Genomic DNA, 17,808 nt, shown 5'->3' with positions numbered 1-17,808 from the left:
GCCCCGGCAGAAGGTCTGCGGCGGCCGGGCGCGCCGCTCACGGCTGCTCGGTCGTCGCTTCCGTTTTCACCTCGCCGACCGCCCGGATCTCGCTCCCCGTCTTCCCCGCTTCGATTGCGGTCAGCATGGCCAACGCCAGATTATCCTCGGGCGCGTGGGGATGATAGGCGATCGGCCGCAAGAGCCGCTTGGCCTCGGCCCACTCCTTTGCCTCGATCCGCCCCACTGCCGCGGCCATCCTGACCCCCCAATCCTGCGGTGTCAGTTCCTGCGCGCGGTACAGCCCCTTGATCGCCGACGGCGTCGGCTCGCGCGCCTGCATCTGGAAACTCAGCCAGAACCACCAGAGCGGCTCGGCATCGTCCGGATCGCTGCGGTTGGCCGCGATGATGCTGCGGCGGGCGCGGTCCCACTGCGCGGCATCCTTGACATTGCCTTGCTTCAACTGGCGCAGCAGTGCCGCGCCGCGATACATATGCGCTTGGACGGATCGGGCATCCCGCGCGATCGCCTGGTCCGCCGCCGCCACCGCCGCGTCATATTGCTCGGCATCAAAGGCCATTTCGGCCAGCCATCCCTGAACCAGCGCGTCATCGGCATATTTGGCGGCGATCGGCGCCGCCCTGGCGTACAGCTTCGCCGCCTCCGTCTTGGTGACGCCACGTATCGATCGCATCCGCAGGTCGATCATGTCCGCTTCGCCCGCTGACAAACGCCGCACACGGGCCGCCGGCAACACATTCCCATCGTACATCATGGTCATGGCCGGCATCCGCGAGCCGGCAAGGTACCGGTCCACCTCGATCGACAATGCGCCAAGGTCGCCGAATGACTGTTCGGCCGCCGCCACGCTTGGCGTGCCGCTATTCAGCAGCCTCAGATATTGCTGGAACTGCCGGTACCGCTCGGGCTTGAACGTCAGGTAATGGGTGAGCAACCAGCCACGCCCATAGAACGCGTCCTGCCGCTCGGCGCTGCCCAGCCGCGATCGCAGCGTCGAATCGAACATCTCCGGCACCCGAAAGCGCTGGCCCTGGAACAGCCCACGGGCGCGGTGCTGCGCCGGGACGCCGATCTGCGCCGAATCGTCCTTGATCCGCATCGTCGACGCGAACTCGGCGAAGCCTTCGGTGTACCAGGCGGGAAAGGCAAGGTCGTAGGACGCGAACATGAAATGGTGCGCATATTCGTGGAACAGCACCATCTGCCCGATGCCATTGTCACCGAACGACGACGCCTTGCCGCTGAACGCGATCGATCCACTCACCCGCGTTTGGTAGAAGCCTCCGACATTCTGGCATCCGCACAGCGATCGCACCTGCGAATCATCGATCAGAAAGACGGTGACCTTGCGCGACGCAATCTCGGGCTCGTCCTGCACCTTGGCGAACCGGCGCAGCCCCCAGTCGAGCCGTTCCAGCGCCTCCGACTGGCGCCGAATCATCTTCTCGCTAGTGTCCGAATACAGCACGAAGTGCCGCGACGACGCCTCCAGCCATTCGGCTGCGGCAGGCGTCGCCGCCAAGATCGCACCGCACAGTGCGGCCAGTTTCCCCCAGGTCATCCATCCCCCGTTTTCATCCCCGTTCCATGAACTTAGCGGGGATATTTGGGAAGAAAAGCGCTATTGCGACCGCCCCCAGGCCTGTACCGCCGCGCGCCGTGCCTCGACCGCTTCCGGCGTCACCGCCCGGTTCGCCGCCGACGAGCGCTCATGCTCCAGCGTCATTGCCTCGCCGAACGGCCGCGCAAAGCCATCGTCGATCAGCTTCTTGTACGCCGCGATGAAGCCTGCATCGGCAGAGGCAATGTCCGCCGCCAGCTTGCGCGCCGTCGCCAGCAGGTCACCCGCCGGCACCACGCGATTGACCAGCCCCCAGCGCTCGGCGGTCGCCGCGTCGATGAAATTGCCGCTCAGCGACAATTCCTTGGCCCGCGAAATGCCGATCAGCCGCGACAGTTTCTGGCTCAACCCCCAGCCCGGCATCACGCCGACCCGCGCATGGGTGTCGGCAAAGCGCGCATTCTCGCTCGCGATCAGGATATCGCATGCCAGCGCCACCTCGAACCCGCCGGTGATCGCCACCCCGTTGATCGCGCCGATCACCGGCTTGCGGCACAGTTCGATCGCCTTGACCGGGTTCTCGTCCGCGCCGCGCGCATTGGCGGAGCCGAGTGCGCCGGCCTGCGATCCCAGCTCCTTCAGGTCCAGCCCGGCGGTAAACGCGCGCTCGCCCGCCCCCGTCAGCACCACCGCCCGCACGTCATTGTCGGCGTCGACCTGCTTCATCACCGCGTAGAGGCGCGCCCGCAGCGCGGTCGACAGCGCGTTCATCGCCCCCGGCCGGTTCAGCGTCACCGTCGCCACGCCATCGGCCACGTCCAGCAAGACCAGATCGTCCATTCACCCTCTCCCGTTCATTGTTCTGTTTTGATCGCAAGCCATGGGATGCCTGCGTCCGCGCGGTGTCGTACATCAGGGTCATGAGCGATGCCATCGACACCGACGCCGCTTGGGCCGCCTTCGCCAGCCGCGATCGTGGCGCCGACGGCCGGTTCGTGGTCGCGGTGCGCACCACCGGCATCTATTGCCGGCCAAGCTGCCCCGCCCGGCACCCCCGGCGCGAGAATGTGTCCTTCTACCCCGCCCCCGATCAGGCGCGCGCGGCCGGCTATCGCGCCTGCATGCGCTGCCGCCCGGACGAGATCGCCCGTGATCGCCTCGCCGTCGCCCGCGCACTGACGCTGCTCGACACGGCTGAGGTTCCGCCGCCACTGGAAGAACTCGCCGCCACCGTCGGCTACGCCCCGCACCATTTCAACCGCCTGTTCAAGCGCGCGACCGGCGTGACGCCCGCCGCTTATGCGCGCGGGCTGAAGGCAAGCCGCGCCGCCGAGGCACTCGCCGCCGGCGCCTCCGTCACGACGGCCATCTACGAGGGCGGCTATTCCGCGCCGAGCCGCTTCTACGACCACGCCGCCCCACGGCTCGGCATGAGCCCCAGCGCCTGGAGCCGCGGCGGCGCCGGCGTCACGATCCGCTGGACCATCGCGGCGACCAGCCTTGGCCCACTGCTGGTCGCCGCCACCGACCGCGGCATCTGCCGCCTCGCCTTTGACACCGGGCCGGACGACCTCGACCGCCTGTTCCCCAAGGCGCAGATCATCCCCGGAGACACGACGCTCGCCCACCTCGCCCAAGAGGTCGTCGCGCTTGTCGAATCCCCCGCCCGTGACCACAACCTGCCGCTCGACGTGCGCGGCACCGCCTTTCAGGAGGCGATCTGGCAGGCATTGCGCACCATCCCGCCCGGCGAGACGCGCAGCTATGCCGATCTCGCGGCGCTCGCCGGCCGGCCCGGAGCGGTACGGGCCGCGGGAAGCGCGTGCGGCGCCAACCACGTCCCCATCCTCATCCCCTGCCACCGAGTCACCCGCAGCGACGGTGCAACTGGCGGCTACGCCTTTGGCCCCGAGCGCAAACAGGCGCTGCTTGCCCGGGAAAAAGACACCGCCACCGCCCGCGCCCCATCGCGCGACTGATCCCGCCAGACGCCCGTAATTAGGCAAATATAAAGCCTTGCCGCTTACCAATTCTCCGGTGTTAGCAGGACGGATGGCATGAGCGCTTTTGGGCGTCGTAACAACGTAGGTACGGCCGCGCGCCCCGGGTTTGGCGTGGCGCGCCCGATGCAGGGTGGCGCCCCGGCGCCCCGCCCCGATGGCGGTGACCAATTCCCCGCGCTCGACGCCTTGCCCCTCCCCGGCGAGCTTGCGGCGCCCGACATCGTCGGCACCATGCCGGGGCTCCAGATGGACGCGATGCAGCGCCTCGCCGAACGTCAGGCCACCTCGGGCGACGCCGGCAACAGCCGCATGGAAGGCTTCGAGGCGTCGATCCACAAGATCAAGGAACAGGTGCTCCCGCGCCTTCTCGAACGCGTCGATCCGGAGGCCGCGGCCACGCTCGGCAAGGATGAGCTGGCGGAGGAATTCCGCCCGATCATCGGCGAGGTGCTCGCCGAACTGAAGCTCACCCTTAACCGGCGCGAACAGTTCGCGCTGGAAAAGGTGCTGGTCGACGAGCTGCTCGGCCTCGGCCCGCTCGAGGAGCTGCTGGCCGATCCCGAAATCTCGGACATCATGGTCAACGGCCCCGACCAGACGTTCATCGAAAAGAAGGGCAAGCTCCAGCTCGCGCAGATCCAGTTCCGCGATGAGGAACATCTGTTCCAGATCGCGCAGCGCATCTGCAACTCGGTCGGTCGCCGCGTCGACCAGACGACGCCGCTCGCCGACGCGCGCCTCAAGGACGGCTCCCGCGTCAACGTGATCGTCCCGCCGCTCTCGCTTCGCGGCACCGCCATCTCGATCCGTAAATTCTCTGCCAAGCCGATCACGCTCGACATGATGGCCGGGTTCGGCTCGATGTCGCCAAAGATGGCAACCGCGCTGAAGATCGCCGGCGCCTGCCGCTTCAACATCGTCATCTCGGGCGGCACCGGCTCGGGCAAGACGACGATGCTCAACGCGCTGTCGAAGATGATCGACCCCGGCGAGCGCGTGCTGACGATCGAGGACGCGGCCGAACTCCGCCTCCAGCAGCCGCACTGGCTGCCGCTCGAAACCCGCCCCGCCAATCTTGAGGGTCAGGGCGAGATCTCGATCCGCGATCTCGTCAAGAACGCGCTGCGTATGCGCCCGGACCGTATCATTCTCGGCGAAATTCGCGGCGCCGAGTGTTTCGACATGCTCTCGGCGATGAACACCGGCCACGATGGCTCGATGTGCACGCTCCACTCCAACAGCCCGCGAGAGGCGCTGGCGCGTATGGAGAACATGGTGATGATGTCGGACATCAAGGTGCCGAAGGAGGCGATCAGCCGCCAGATCGCCGATTCGGTCGACATGATCATCCAGGTGAAGCGCCTGCGCGACGGCTCGCGCCGGGTCACCAACGTCACCGAGGTGATCGGCATGGAAGGCCCCGTGATCGTCACGCAGGAGCTCTTCAAGTTCGAATATCTGGACGAGAGCGCCGACGGGAAGATCATCGGCGAATATCGCGCCATGGGCCTTCGCCCCTATACGATCGACAAGGCCAAGCAGTTCGGCTTCGATCAGGCGTTTCTCGAGGCGTGCCTCTGATCCGCCATCGTTGATCTTTGACGACAACGAAGGGGCATCCGCCGACCGATCAGGCCGACGGATGCCCCTTTCGCATTCAGAAGCTCAGCCGCGCCGCGACCCGGATGTCGCGCCCGGCGAGCGGCACATAATCCTTGGTGAACGACGCATGGCGCCGCGCGTCCACGTCGAAGATGTTGTTCGCCGACACGATGAAGGTCGTCTCGCTCTCGCGCCCGAACGGCTTGAACGACAAGGACGCATTGACCAGCGTGAAGTCCTCGGTCGGCGTTTCGAATGCCGCGACGCGGTTCTGCGCCGTGACATGCTCCACCTCGACCCGGCCACCGAAATCGCCCGCCCGCGCGCTCAGCCCGCCCAGCACGCGCAGCGGCGGGATACGCGGCACCGGGCCACGATCGTTGGTCAGCGTCGCATTGACGTAATCGGCGACGATATTGGCATCCAGTTCGAACCCGTTGGTCCGGATCAGGTCCGCGGTCAGCTCGCCTTCGACGCCGTAATAGCGCGCCCCGGCCTGGAAATACTGGAAGATCGGCAGGCCGTCGCGCGCGCCGCCGACCGCATTTTCATAGATGTAATCGTCGAACCAGGTGGCGTAGCCGCTGACCTGGAAGCGGACCGGCCCGGTCCGCCCGCGCCCATACAGCTCCAGTCCCCAGCTCTTCTCGGTCTTGAAATTGGGGTTGCCGATTTCATACGCCTGTGTCGCGACGTGCGGCCCGTGGGAAAACAATTCCTCCGCCGACGGCGCGCGCTCGGCGCGCGATCCGTTGATCCCGATGCGCACTTCCGGCGCGACGGCATAGGACAGGCCAAGCGCGCCGGAGAAGGCGTTGAAGTTGCGGCTGACGCCAACGACCGGCGCGTCTTCTTCCGGGCCGACGCGCACTGCGCTGGATCGCACCGCCGCATGTTCGTAGCGGCCGGCGAACTCGACTTCCCAGTTACCGCGGTTGATCTCCTGCAGCGTGAAGAGGCCATATTGGTCGGTCACGTTGGGCGGAACGAACGCTTCTGCGCCCACCGCTGAGAAGTCACGCGTAAATCCCTGGAATCCGGTCACACCGCGCCAGCCGCCGCGATCCGCCTGGACCAGCTCGACACGCCCCTCGAAGGCCTGCGAGTTGAACACGGTGCCAACCTGGGCGCCCTCGAATTCGGTATGCTCATAATCAGCAAAGCCGGCGCGGACGCGGATGCGATCGAGGAAGTCGCCGCCCGCGATCACCTCGCCGCGCATGTCAGCGCGGAACTGCTTCATCGCGATCGTCACGTCGCCGTGATCATGCCCTTCCTCGCCATGATCGTGGTCGTGGTCGTGGTCGTGATCATGATCGCCGTGATCGCCGCCGCCGTGCAGGTGCGACGCCCCGGGCCGCTCCGGCACGCCATATTTGCTGTCGTAATAGCCAACGGAGAAGCCCAGGCTCCCCCCCTCGTTGATCAGCGCCAGGCCAGCGCCCAGCGTATAGGTCTCGGTCCCGCTGTTGGGCAGCCGCCCGCGCCGATTGGCCAGCGCCCGCGCCTCGGCGGCCTCCTCCATATGCCCTTCGGCCGCTTCCTCGGCGGCGATGGACAGCTGCTCGCGGCGAAGCGTCGGCGACAATTGATAGCCGCCGATGCGAAGGTCGTCGGACTTGCGATAGCTGCCATCGACATGCGCCACGATCTGCGACGACAGCGCCACGTCGACGCCTGCGCCGCCGCTCCGCTCGTTCGCCGCCGAGCCATAGGTGCCGATCGCATCGACGTGATAGCCATGTTCGGGCACGCCGCGCGGGATGCGCCGATCGATCACGTTCACCGCACCGCCGATCGCCTGGCTGCCGAACAGCATCACCGCCGGGCCGCGCAGCACCTCGATCCGCTCCGCCGTCAGCGGGTCGATCGTCACGCCATGATCGGTCGAGGTGTTGGACACGTCGAGCGACCCCAGCCCATCGGTCAGCACCCGCACGCGCTCGCCCTGGAAACCGCGCAGCACGGGGCGCGACGCGCCGGGGCTGAACGAGGTGGCGGAGACGCCCGGCTGGCGCGTCAGCGTGTCGCCGATCTGCGGCCGCAGATCGCGGACAAGTTCATCACCAGCGACAACAGATTTGCCCGCCAACAGGTTGAGATCCCGGACGAACGGCGCGCTCACGACAATGTCATTGTCGGCTTCCACATGGCCCGTCCGGGTCGGCGCACTGTCATTCCTGCCGCCTGCGGTGCCGGCGGTCGGTGCCGGCGCATCGGCCGGCTGATCAGTGGACTGGGCAAGTGCGGGGGTGGCGGCAAACGCGGTACCGGCCAGCAGAACGGCAAAGATCTTCAACGTGGTCCCTCCCTGGATCGCCCGCTCCCTAACCGCGACGTGATAACATCACAAGGGGTGATTTGCGCCATCGACGATCCGCTTGCGCGACCGGGGCAAAATTCCCAATTACCGCCGCATGACCGATCCGCAGCCGCCCGAGGATCACGCGCGCGCCGCCGATGCCACGCCCGGCCGCGGAATGATCGCGCGCGCGCCGCGTAACAGCGTGTTCCTCGGCGCCACGGTAGAGCGGTTCGGCGGCGGCGCCCCCACCCGCCACCGCGTCCGCGACCTGTCGACCGGCGGCGTCCGGCTCGATCAGGCGACGGGGTTGCAGGCGGGCGCGACGATCCTCGTCAGCGTCGGCGCGCTGCAGGCGGTCGCCGCCACCGTAGTCTGGGCACGTGACGGACAGGCCGGGATCAAGTTCGCCGAGCCGATCGATCCCGATGCCGCCCGCGCCCGCGCCGCCGTCGCGCCTCGCCCCGCGGCGTCCCCCAGCGCCGCCCCCTCAGGCGCGCCGTCCGCTGGCTGGATCCCCGCGCTCAAGAACCCCTACGGCCGCTGATCGCCCCGCATCGGCGGCTTTTTCCTGCCAAACCAAGATTTTGTTCCCAACCTCGCGTCGTTTCCCCGCGCGGCGCGTTGGAGGGCGATCAGATGGGGAGAATGATCATGGCGGACGACCGCGAAGAGCTGATCCGGCAGCGCGCCTACCGGATCTGGCAGGAGGAAGGTGAGCCCGAGGGGCGCGCCCACGATCACTGGTCGCGCGCCGAGCAGGAGCATGCGCCCGCCGCATCGGAGGAGGATGCGCTGCTCCCCGGCACTGCGGCCGACCTCCCCTTCGGCGAACCTGCCGATACCGGCGTCGAGGATCGCGCGGTGGCGGCGCCTGCATCTACCAGTCCCGCCTCCACCGAACCCGCCCCGGCGCGAAAACCACGCCGCGGCAAAGGCCTGATCAAGGCGGTGACCTGAAGCCTCGGGCGGCGCACCCGCCCCACTTCCCGGCCGCCCCTCAACGGCCACCGGCGCGTGCCCCACGCCCCTGCGGCGCGGCACGATCGGCCGCATTCGCCTGTCACTCCCGCGTCCATCACCGTCCTGCAGCGAGGCTCGCGCATTGCTTCCTTCGATCGACCGGCTCCAGCCCGGCTCTCCCCACCCGCTCGGCGCCACCTTCGATGGCCTCGGCGTCAATTTCGCTGTCTTTTCCGCCAATGCCGACGCGATCGAGCTGTGCATCTTCGATCCCGCCGGCAAGCGCGAGATCAAGCGCTTCTGGCTCCCTGAATGCACCGATGAGGTGTTCCACGGCTATCTGCCCGACGTCGAACCCGGCCTCCTCTACGGCTATCGCGCGCATGGCCGGTACGAGCCTGAGGCCGGGCACCGCTTCAATCCCAACAAGCTGCTGCTCGATCCCTATGCGCGAAAGCTCCACGGCCAGATCCGCTGGACCGACGCGCTCCACGGCTATCGCATCGGCTCCCGGCGAGAGGATCTCTCCTTCGACCGGCGCGACAGCGCCGCCGCCATGCCCAAGGCGGTGGTGGTCGACGATCATTGGGACTGGTCACGCGATCGCCGCCCCAACACGCCCTGGTCGGAAACGGTCATCTACGAGGCGCACGTCAAGGGCCTGACGAGGCTGATGGAGGAAGTGCCCGCGCGCGATCGCGGCACCTATGCGGCGCTCGGCCACCCCGCCGTCATCCGCCACCTCCAGCGGCTCGGCGTCACCGCGATCGAACTGCTCCCGATCCAGGCCTTCATCCAGGATCGCTTCCTGCAGGAAAAGGGCCTGCGCAACTATTGGGGCTATAACACGCTCGGCTTCTTCGCCCCCGAACAGGCCTATATGGCGCGCGAGCAGCAGGACGAGCTTCGCCGCGCGGTCTTCCGCCTCCACCAGGCCGGGATCGAAGTCATCATGGACGTGGTGTACAACCACACCTGCGAAGGTTCGGAAAAGGGCCCGACGCTCTCATGGCGCGGCCTCGACAACGCCAGCTACTATCGCCTCGTCGCCGACAACCCGCGCTACACGATCAACGACACCGGCACCGGCAACACGCTCAACATGAGCAAGGCGCGCGTGATCCAGATGGTCGCGGACAGCTTGCGCTATTGGGCGACCAGCTTCGGCATCGACGGCTTCCGCTTCGATCTCGGCCTCACCCTGGGGCGCGAGGCAACCGGCTTCGATCCCGGCGCCGCCTTCTTCGATGTGGTCCGGCAGGATCCGGTGCTCAGCCGGCTGAAGCTGATCGCCGAGCCCTGGGATGTCGGCCCCGGCGGCTATCAGCTCGGCCACTTCCCCCCGGGCTTCGCCGAATGGAACGACAAGTACCGCGATACGGTGCGCAGCTATTGGAAGGGCGATCCCGGCACCCGCGGCGATCTCGCCGCACGCCTGTCGGGCTCGGGCGATCTCTTCGACCGCCGTTCGCGCCGCCCTTGGGCCAGCGTCAATTTCCTCGTCGCGCATGACGGCTTCACCCTCGCCGACACGGTGATGTACGAACATCGCCACAATGAGGCGAATGGCGAGGACAATCGCGACGGCCATGACAACAATCATTCGCGCAACTGGGGCGTGGAGGGGCCGACGGACGATCCCGCGATCAACGACGCGCGCGGCCGCGTCATGCGATCGATGCTGACCACGTTGCTCGCCTCGCTCGGCACGCCGATGCTGGTCGCCGGCGACGAATTCGGCCGCACGCAGCAAGGCAACAACAACGCGTATTGCCAGGATAATGAGATCAGCTGGCTCGACTGGGCCGCCGCCGCCACGCCGGAGGGCCAGCAGCAGATCGATTTCACCGCCCGCCTGGCCGAGCTTCGCCGCCGCTACCCCGTGCTGCGCGCGCCGACCTTCCTCTATGGACAGGATTCGCCCGGCCACGGCGTCAACGATGTCGAATGGTGGGACGAACGGGGTGAGCGGCTCAGCGACGAGGATTGGCAGAACCCCGAAGGCCGCGCGCTGATGATGCGCCGCGCCGCAATGAACGACGCGGGCGAGGTGGAGGCAGTGTCGCTGCTCCTCAACGCCAGCAGCGATCCCGTCGTCTTCCACCTGCCGAAGCCCGACACGAAGCGCACGGTTCTGATCGACAGCGCCAGGCCCGATCAGGGCGAAATCGACATCGGCAGTGAATATGAGGTAGCGCCGCAGGGCGCCGTCCTCCTCAGCTGGACCAGCGCATGGGAGGATTGAACGCCTGGGGTCCGGAGCCGCTGCCCGGCGGCGCCACGCGCTTCCGCCTCTGGGCGCCCGGTGCGCCGCAGGTCGTCCTCGACTGCGATGGCACGCATCTGCCGATGACGCCGCAGGACGATGGCTGGCACGTCGCCGATCACCCCGGCGGCCCCGGCACCCGCTACCGCTTCCACATCGGCGACACGCCCGCCCCCGATCCCGCATCGCGCCGCCAGCATGGCGGGGTGCACGGCTGGAGCATCGTTCCCGATCACAGCCATGACTGGCGGGTACCCCATTGGCGCGGGCGGCCGTGGCACGAGATGGTCATCATGGAGCTTCACGCCGGCACGCTCGGCGGCTTCAGCGGCGTTACCCAGCGGCTCCCCGTCATCGCCGCGCTCGGCGTCACCGCGATCCAGCTCATGCCAATCAACGCCTTCGCCGGGGACCGCGGCTGGGGCTATGACGGCGTCCTGCCCTATGCCGTGCATGAGGCATATGGCTCCCCCGCCGAGCTGCGCACGTTGATCGACGCGGCGCACGAACTCGGCCTCAGCGTCTTTCTCGACGTCGTGTACAACCACTTCGGCCCCGACGGTAACTACCTCGGCCTCTATGCCGATCGCTTTTTCCACCGCGACGTGGCGACCCCCTGGGGCGGAGCAGTGGCGGTGGACGAGGCTCCGGTGGCGCGCTTCTTCATCGACAATGCCCTGATGTGGCTGCGCGACTATCGCTTCGACGGCCTCCGCTTCGATGCCGTCCACGCGATCGACAACCCCGCCTTCCTCGATGCCATGGCTGCCGAGATCCGCGCGTCCCTGCCCGATCGCCACGTCCATCTCGTGCTCGAGAACGAACATAATGACGCAGCCCGGCTCCACGCCGACGGCTATGACGCGCAGTGGAACGACGATTTCCACAATGTCATGCATGTCCTGCTGACGGGCGAGACCAGCGCCTATTATGCCGACTTCGCCGATCGCCCGGCGCAGCGGCTCGCCCGCGCGCTTATTGAGGGCTTCATCTATCAGGGCGAACCCTCGCCCAATCAGGACGGCCGCCCGCGCGGCACGCCTAGCGCGCACCTCCCGCCGACCCGCTTCGTCAGCTTCCTCCAGAACCACGATCAGGTCGGCAACCGCGCGCTGGGCGAGCGGCTCACCCGGCTCACCGATCCGTCAAAGCTGCGTGCCGCCACCGCGCTGATGCTGCTCGCTCCGCAGATCCCCTTGCTCTTCATGGGCGAGGAGGAGGGCAGCGACAGCCCGTTCCTCTTCTTCACCGATTTCCATGACGAACTTGCCGACACGGTTCGCGAAGGCCGCCGGCGCGAATTCGCCAAGTTTGCCGCCTTCGCCGATCCCGAAGCGCGCGAACGCATCCCCGATCCCAACGCGCCGGACACGTTCGCGCAATCCCATCCGCAACCCGGCAGCGATGCCCTCGCCTGGCGCACCTTCTACCGTGACCTGCTCGCGCTGCGCCACGAACATATCGTGCCCCATCTGCCCGGCGCGGTTGTCTTGGGCGCGCAGGTGCTGGGGGATGCGGGCGTCATCGCCCGCTGGCGTCTCGGCAACGGCAGGCAACTGACGCTCGCGATCGACCTCGCCGACGCGCCGGCGCCCTTGCCGCAGGACGCTGGATCACCCCCGATATTCACCACCGACGAACGCTTCGCCGCGTGGGTCGAATGAGCGACCTTCACGCAGCCGCTGCCGCCGCCGGGCTCAAACGCAACTGGACCGACGCCAGCGGCCGCGCGCAGCGCGTCGACGATGCGGTGCTTGAGGCGCTTCTCGCCCGTCTGGACCTGACGCCCTCCGACACCCCCTTCGTATCGGTAACGGCCGGCGCGCCCCTCTCGCTGCCCGATGCGCCCGCCGGTACTGCCGAACTGGTGCTGGAGGACGGGACCACGCGTCCGTTGACGATCGCTCCGGATGGTATCGCAGCGCCGGTCGACACGATCGGCTACCACACGCTGATCGCCGGACATCGTCGTTACACGATCGCTGTCGCCCCGCCCCGCAGCCCCCCGGTTCCCGCCCGTGGCTGGGGCGCGTCGGTACAGATCCCCGCGCTCCGCGACGACCGCGCGACCTTTTATGGCGATTACGGCACCCTCGCCGCCGCCGCAGCCGCCTTCGGCCACGCCGGTGCCGCGGCGCTCGCGATCAGCCCGACCCACGCGCTCTTTCCGGCCGATCCCAATCGCTTCAGCCCCTACGCGCCCTCCTCGCGGCTGTTCCACAATGTGATGCTGGCCGATCCGTCGCCGCTCGGGATGCCCTTCCCCGACGAACCTTCCGGCGACCTCATCGACTGGCCCGGGGCTCTCACCGATCGCCTCGCCCATCTGCGCCGCGTCTATCTGGCCGATCTGAGCCGCCACCAGGCCATCGCCGCGGCCTATGAGGCCGAACACGGCCCGGATCTCACCGCCCACGCGCTGTTCGATACCCTGCATTTTCAGTTCAGCGGCATCGGCTGGCCCGACTGGCCGACCGCCTATCACGATCCCGCCGCCCCCGCCGTCGCCCGCTTCGCCGCCGAGCATCAGGACGACATTTCCTTCTTCATCTTCCTTCAATGGCTCGCCGACCAAGGTCTTGCGAAGGCGCAGCAAAGTGCCCGCCGCGACATGTCGATCGGCCTCATCGCCGACCTCGCCGTCGGTACCGATCGCGCCGGCAGCCACGGCTGGAGCCGCCGCGCCGACCTGCTCAGCGGAGTATCGATCGGCGCGCCCCCCGATCCGCTCGGTCCCGACGGCCAGAATTGGGGTATTTCCGCGCTGGATCCCTATGCCCTCCGCCGCAGCGGCTTTGCCCCATTTATCAAGACGATACGCACGGCTCTTCGACATGCGGGCGGCCTGCGCATCGATCACGCCATCGGCCTTGACCACCTGTGGATCGTTCCCGACGGCGGCACCGCGGCGGACGGCGCCTACCTCACCATGCCCGGCGACACACTCAAGAATATCGTGGCGATCGAGGCATATCGGGCCAACGCCATCGTGATAGCGGAGGATCTCGGCACCGTCCCGGCCGGCCTGCGTGCGGACCTCTCCCGCCGCGGCATGCTCGGCATGCGCGTCCTCCCCTTTGAGCGCGACCAGCAAGGCGCCTTCATCCCTCCCTCGCGCTGGGATGCCGATGCGGTCGCCATGACCGGCACCCATGATACGCCGACGCTCGCCGGCTGGTGGGTGGGGCGAGACATCGATTGGCGCGCGCGCATCGCTGGCATGGTCGATACCGCCGCGACGTCGCACCGCGCAAATGAACGCAAGTCTCTCGTGCAGATCATTGATCTAGCGCCATTACCCGCTGCCGCGCCGGTCGATGAAATCCTGCACGCGGTAGCGGACGCCCCCGCCCCGCTCGCCATCTTCCCGCTGGAGGATCTCCTCGGCCTCGAGGAACAGCCCAACCTTCCCGGCACGATCGACCAGCACCCCAATTGGCGCCGCCGCATGCCCGGCGCGACCGACACGCTCCTCGCCCGCCCTGACGTACAGCGGCGCACCCATATGCTGTCCGAAAAGAGACCTGGATGATCCCGCGCGCCACCTATCGCCTGCAATTTCACCGCGGCTTTACCTTCGCCGATGCGGAGGCGATCGTGCCCTATCTCGACCGGCTCGGCATCAGCCACATCTACGCGTCCCCGATCACCACCGCCGCGCCCGGATCGACCCACGGCTATGACGTGGTCGACCCCACGCGCATCAATCCGGAGCTTGGCGGCGAGGCCGGCTTTCGCCGGCTCGTGGCCGCGCTTCGCGCGCGGAACATGGGCGTCATCATCGACATCGTCCCCAATCATATGGGCGTCGCCGGGGACACTAACGCATGGTGGAACGACGTCCTTCTCCGCGGCCAATCAAGCCCTTACGCCGCGATCTTCGATATCGACTGGTCCCGCCCCATCCTGCTGCCCGTGCTCGGCGGCCCGCTGGACGAGGCACTGGCGGACGGCGCCATCACGCTGGACCGTCACGACGGCCGCCACTGGCTGAGCCTCTATGGCGAACGCCGCCTCCCCTTGCGCGATGAGGATCAGGCGAGCGCCGGTCGTGAACCACTCGCAGCCTTGCTCGACCGCCAGCATTACCGCCTCGCCTCGTGGCGCACCGCCAATGACGATCTGAACTGGCGCCGCTTCTTCGCCATCAACGAACTCGCCGGCGTCCGGGTGGAGGACCCCGCGGTCTTCGCGATGACTCACGCCTTGTATTTCCGGCTGCACGATGAGGGTCTGATCGACGGCGTGCGGATCGACCATGTGGATGGGCTCACCGATCCGCTTGGTTATTGCCGCGCCCTGCGTGCCCGGCTGGGCGAGGACGCCTGGATCGTGATCGAAAAGATCCTCGGCGTCGGTGAGGTGCTGTCGCAGGATTGGGCGGTAAATGGCACCAGCGGCTATGATTTCATGGAGGATGCAGCCGCGCTGCTTCATCATCCATCCGGCGCCGCACCGCTCGCTTGCCTATGGCACGACATCAGCGGCCGGCGGCCTGATCTGGCGGCGGAGGAGCTGCTCGCCCGCCAACAACTTCTCGCCTGGCAGTTCAGCGGCCAGCTCGAACAGTGCGTCGACGCCTTTGCCGCCGTTGCCCCGGAGGGAATCACGCGCGGCATGCTGCGCCGTGCGCTGGAACGCCTGCTATGGATCTTCCCGGTATATCGCACCTACGGCCCGACACCCCCGGCAACCGACGCGGAGGTGCGCGCCAGCGTGCGCCTGCGCGTCGCGCCGCACGTACCGCCAGGCGAAATGCCGGTCGTCGATCTGGTCCTGCGCTGGCTCGCTGGCGAGGGAAATCACGCGGACCCCGTCCGCCGCTTTCAGCAGCTCTCCGCCCCGATCGCCGCCAAGGCGCTCGAGGACACCGCCTTTTACCGCTACGGCCGCCTTCTCTCCCGCAATGACGTCGGCTTCGACGCCGGACACATGGCGCTGGAGCCGTCCGCCTTTCACCTGCGCATGCAGGCCCGCGCACGCGACTGGCCAACCGCCATGCTCACCACTGCGACACACGATCACAAGCGCGGCGAGGATAGCCGCGCGCGCCTGGCGGTGCTCAGTGCGATCCCCGACCGGTGGGGTGCGATCGTCAGTGACTGGGAGGCCATCGCAGAGCCGCTGTCGCATGGCGTCGATTGCGGCGATCGCTACATGCTGTTCCAGACGTTGCTCGGCGCCTGGCCGGACAGCCTCGACGCATCGTTCGGCGGTCGCATCACCGCCTGGCAGACGAAGGCGCTGCGCGAGGCGAAGCTCCGCTCCTCGTGGGAAGCGCCGAACGAAAGCTACGAGGCGCGTTGCAACGACCTCGCGCTCACCTTGATCGACAGCCCGGCGTTCCGCGCCTCGATCACCGCCTTTCTGGCGGAGATCGCCCCCGCGGCGACCCGCAACAGCCTCGTCCAGGCCGCGCTTCGCTGCACCATGCCCGGGGTGCCCGACCTGTATCAGGGGACGGAGTTCGCCGACCTCAGCCTGGTCGATCCCGACAATCGGCGTCCGGTCGATTATGACGCGCGCATCGCGGCACTCGATCACCCACCCGCCAAGTTGCGGCTGATCGCCACCCTCCTGAACCTGCGCCGGGAGCATCCGGATGTGTTCGCCGGGGGCAGCTACGATCCTGCGAGAGTCGACGGCACCGACCGCCTGCTCGCATTCGAGCGGCGGCACGGCGATGTGATCTTCCGCTGCGCACTGGCGCTGGACGGGGGTCAGTCGACCGGCGCGATTCGCTTCCACAGCGGCGCAGAGCGCGATGTCGCATCGCTGTTCGCGGACTCACCGATCTGGTTCGAAATGGGCTGATCGGTCACGCCGCTTGCGGCACGCCGAGCGGCGACGACCGCGGCATTGGCCTGCAAATAATCCTGGACCCGCCCGCGCCCGCTGCGCAGCGCGGTGCGCAGCGTCGCCACCTCGTCCAGCCGCTGCATCGCGGCGACCAGCCGGGCGCCAGCCGGCAGTCCCTCCTCCACGGGCGCATGCGCCAGCGAGCACGAGGGCGCAATCTGCACCGTCACCTTGCCGACCAGCGGCTCCAGCTGGTCGAGGATCGCCGACAGGTGCGCCGGCTCGCCATCCCGCCCGTCGACCACGCCGAGCGACAGGACAAGGTCAAGCCGCCCGCCCCGCATCACCTGCGCCAATTGCCCGGGTGCAGCCACCAGATCGAGGTGCAGCCCCGCGACCGGCAGCCCCAGCGCCGCATCCAGATTGTCACCGATCGCACCGAAATAGCTCGCCAGCATGATCTTCGGCGCGCCTCTCCCGGCCAGCGCCCAATAGGTCGTGCGCAGCGCCGCGCGAACGGCCGGCGATGAATCCAGCACCAGCACCGGCTCGTCGATCTGCACCCAATCGGCCCCGGCGAGCTTCAATTGAAGCAGCAGCTCGGCATAGACCGGCAGCAATCGGTGCAGCAGCGACAATGGCTCGACGCCCGGCTCGCGTGACTGCGCGAGGTGCAGGAACGTCACCGGCCCGAGGATCACTGGCCGGCAGTGATACCCCAGCGCCTTGGCCTCGTTGAACGCATCCAGCACGTTGCTGGTCGAGAGACTGAAATGCTGGTCGGCCGACACTTCCGGGACGGTTCCCGGACCGTCGCTGTCAAACCATCGCGCCCGACCGGGTCCGCGCTCCACCGTCGGCAGCGCAGCCCCCTCGCCTTCAAGAAAACCACTCGCCATTGCGACATACAGGTCCAGCGACCCAGGTTCTCCGGCCGCACGGAACCGCTCAGGCACGGCGCCCAGCATAATGCTGGTATCCAGCAGCTGACCGGCAAAGGAGAAATCGTTGCAGGGGATGACTTCGATCCCCGCCTGCCGCTGCCGCTCCCAGGCGGCCGCGCGCGCGCAGCGGCCGAGATCGATCAAATCCGCCGCGCTGATCCGGCCGGCGCGATAGTCCTTCACCGCTGCCGCCACGTCGCCATGCTGCGCCTCATGCGGGAAGCCGAGGCAAGCGGCGGCTATGGTCATCGCGCGTAATCCCCCATGGTCACAAACGCCGGATCGAACCGAAACGCACGAAATGGCAAGAAAGGGTCACGGGTCGGTGACACCGATGCTGAGCGGATACGTCGCGGTCGCGCCAG

At 67.7% G+C, this 17,808-nt stretch carries 12 protein-coding genes; 8 read left to right on the top strand and 4 right to left on the bottom strand.

What is annotated here, in order from left to right; translation table 11 throughout:
• Positions 1-37: 37 nt before the first annotated feature.
• Both CA236_RS03115 and CA236_RS03110 read right to left on the bottom strand, forming a co-directional pair.
• Positions 38-1,564, bottom strand: coding sequence for a hypothetical protein (locus CA236_RS03115; protein ID WP_125944494.1), 1,527 nt, complete (start codon positions 1,562-1,564; stop codon positions 38-40).
• A 60-nt stretch (positions 1,565-1,624) separates the two neighbouring features.
• Positions 1,625-2,404, bottom strand: coding sequence for an enoyl-CoA hydratase (locus tag CA236_RS03110; RefSeq protein ID WP_125944493.1), 780 nt, complete (start codon positions 2,402-2,404; stop codon positions 1,625-1,627).
• Positions 2,405-2,484: 80 nt separating this feature from the next.
• Between CA236_RS03110 and ada the strand changes: the two genes are divergently transcribed.
• Both ada and CA236_RS03100 read left to right on the top strand, forming a co-directional pair.
• Entirely contained in the window at positions 2,485-3,543 is a 1,059-nt protein-coding gene (ada, locus tag CA236_RS03105) for a bifunctional DNA-binding transcriptional regulator/O6-methylguanine-DNA methyltransferase Ada (protein WP_125944492.1), read from the top strand.
• Positions 3,544-3,621: 78 nt separating this feature from the next.
• On the top strand, positions 3,622-5,148 hold the full coding sequence (locus tag CA236_RS03100; protein WP_046410196.1) for a CpaF family protein: 1,527 nt from the start codon (positions 3,622-3,624) through the stop codon (positions 5,146-5,148).
• A 76-nt stretch (positions 5,149-5,224) separates the two neighbouring features.
• On the opposite strand, the gene CA236_RS03095 is transcribed toward CA236_RS03100, so the two are convergent.
• Positions 5,225-7,468 (bottom strand): TonB-dependent receptor, encoded by a 2,244-nt coding sequence (locus CA236_RS03095; RefSeq protein WP_125944491.1) that lies wholly within the window; start codon positions 7,466-7,468, stop codon positions 5,225-5,227.
• 118 nt (positions 7,469-7,586) lie between these two features.
• Between CA236_RS03095 and CA236_RS03090 the strand changes: the two genes are divergently transcribed.
• The 6 genes from CA236_RS03090 (at position 7,587) to treY (ending at position 16,514) form a co-directional block, all read left to right on the top strand.
• Complete coding sequence (locus tag CA236_RS03090) at positions 7,587-8,018, top strand: PilZ domain-containing protein (RefSeq protein ID WP_125944490.1); 432 nt, start codon at positions 7,587-7,589, stop codon at positions 8,016-8,018.
• A gap of 107 nt (positions 8,019-8,125) precedes the next feature.
• Positions 8,126-8,431 carry a DUF2934 domain-containing protein gene (locus CA236_RS03085; RefSeq protein ID WP_125944489.1) on the top strand — a complete coding sequence of 102 codons (306 nt, stop codon included), beginning with the start codon at positions 8,126-8,128 and terminating at the stop codon, positions 8,429-8,431.
• A gap of 145 nt (positions 8,432-8,576) precedes the next feature.
• Positions 8,577-10,679: a glycogen debranching protein GlgX gene (gene glgX, locus CA236_RS03080; RefSeq protein ID WP_164518836.1), complete on the top strand. Its 2,103-nt coding sequence runs from the start codon at positions 8,577-8,579 to the stop codon at positions 10,677-10,679.
• On the top strand, positions 10,667-12,364 hold the full coding sequence (gene treZ, locus CA236_RS03075; RefSeq protein ID WP_125944487.1) for a malto-oligosyltrehalose trehalohydrolase: 1,698 nt from the start codon (positions 10,667-10,669) through the stop codon (positions 12,362-12,364). Before glgX ends, treZ begins: the two co-directional genes overlap by 13 nt.
• Positions 12,361-14,232, top strand: coding sequence for a 4-alpha-glucanotransferase (gene malQ / locus CA236_RS03070; RefSeq protein ID WP_125944486.1), 1,872 nt, complete (start codon positions 12,361-12,363; stop codon positions 14,230-14,232). Before treZ ends, malQ begins: the two co-directional genes overlap by 4 nt.
• A complete protein-coding gene (gene treY / locus CA236_RS03065) occupies positions 14,229-16,514 on the top strand; it encodes a malto-oligosyltrehalose synthase (protein WP_125944485.1) in 2,286 nt (761 codons plus the stop codon). Before malQ ends, treY begins: the two co-directional genes overlap by 4 nt.
• Here treY and CA236_RS03060 read toward each other — a convergent pair.
• Positions 16,421-17,692: a hypothetical protein gene (locus CA236_RS03060; protein WP_125944484.1), complete on the bottom strand. Its 1,272-nt coding sequence runs from the start codon at positions 17,690-17,692 to the stop codon at positions 16,421-16,423. The genes treY and CA236_RS03060 overlap by 94 nt on opposite strands.
• Positions 17,693-17,808: the final 116 nt, after the last annotated feature.

This window comes from Sphingomonas sp. ABOLG (assembly GCF_003950435.1).
GTDB lineage: Bacteria > Pseudomonadota > Alphaproteobacteria > Sphingomonadales > Sphingomonadaceae > Sphingomonas > Sphingomonas panaciterrae.
Note: the sequence above shows the minus strand (reverse complement) of the source record. Positions and strands in the feature narration are given on the sequence as shown.

Excerpts from the sequence above, each read along its gene's own strand:
- CA236_RS03115 (WP_125944494.1), bottom strand. The coding sequence starts at position 1,564 with ATGACCTGGGGGAAACTGGCCGCACTGTGCGGTGCGATCTTGGCGGCG.
- CA236_RS03110 (WP_125944493.1), bottom strand. The coding sequence starts at position 2,404 with ATGGACGATCTGGTCTTGCTGGACGTGGCCGATGGCGTGGCGACGGTG.
- ada (WP_125944492.1), top strand. The coding sequence starts at position 2,485 with ATGAGCGATGCCATCGACACCGACGCCGCTTGGGCCGCCTTCGCCAGC.
- CA236_RS03100 (WP_046410196.1), top strand. The coding sequence starts at position 3,622 with ATGAGCGCTTTTGGGCGTCGTAACAACGTAGGTACGGCCGCGCGCCCC.
- CA236_RS03090 (WP_125944490.1), top strand. The coding sequence starts at position 7,587 with ATGACCGATCCGCAGCCGCCCGAGGATCACGCGCGCGCCGCCGATGCC.
- CA236_RS03085 (WP_125944489.1), top strand. The coding sequence starts at position 8,126 with ATGGCGGACGACCGCGAAGAGCTGATCCGGCAGCGCGCCTACCGGATC.
- treZ (WP_125944487.1), top strand. The coding sequence starts at position 10,667 with ATGGGAGGATTGAACGCCTGGGGTCCGGAGCCGCTGCCCGGCGGCGCC.
- malQ (WP_125944486.1), top strand. The coding sequence starts at position 12,361 with ATGAGCGACCTTCACGCAGCCGCTGCCGCCGCCGGGCTCAAACGCAAC.
- treY (WP_125944485.1), top strand. The coding sequence starts at position 14,229 with ATGATCCCGCGCGCCACCTATCGCCTGCAATTTCACCGCGGCTTTACC.
- CA236_RS03060 (WP_125944484.1), bottom strand. The coding sequence starts at position 17,692 with ATGACCATAGCCGCCGCTTGCCTCGGCTTCCCGCATGAGGCGCAGCAT.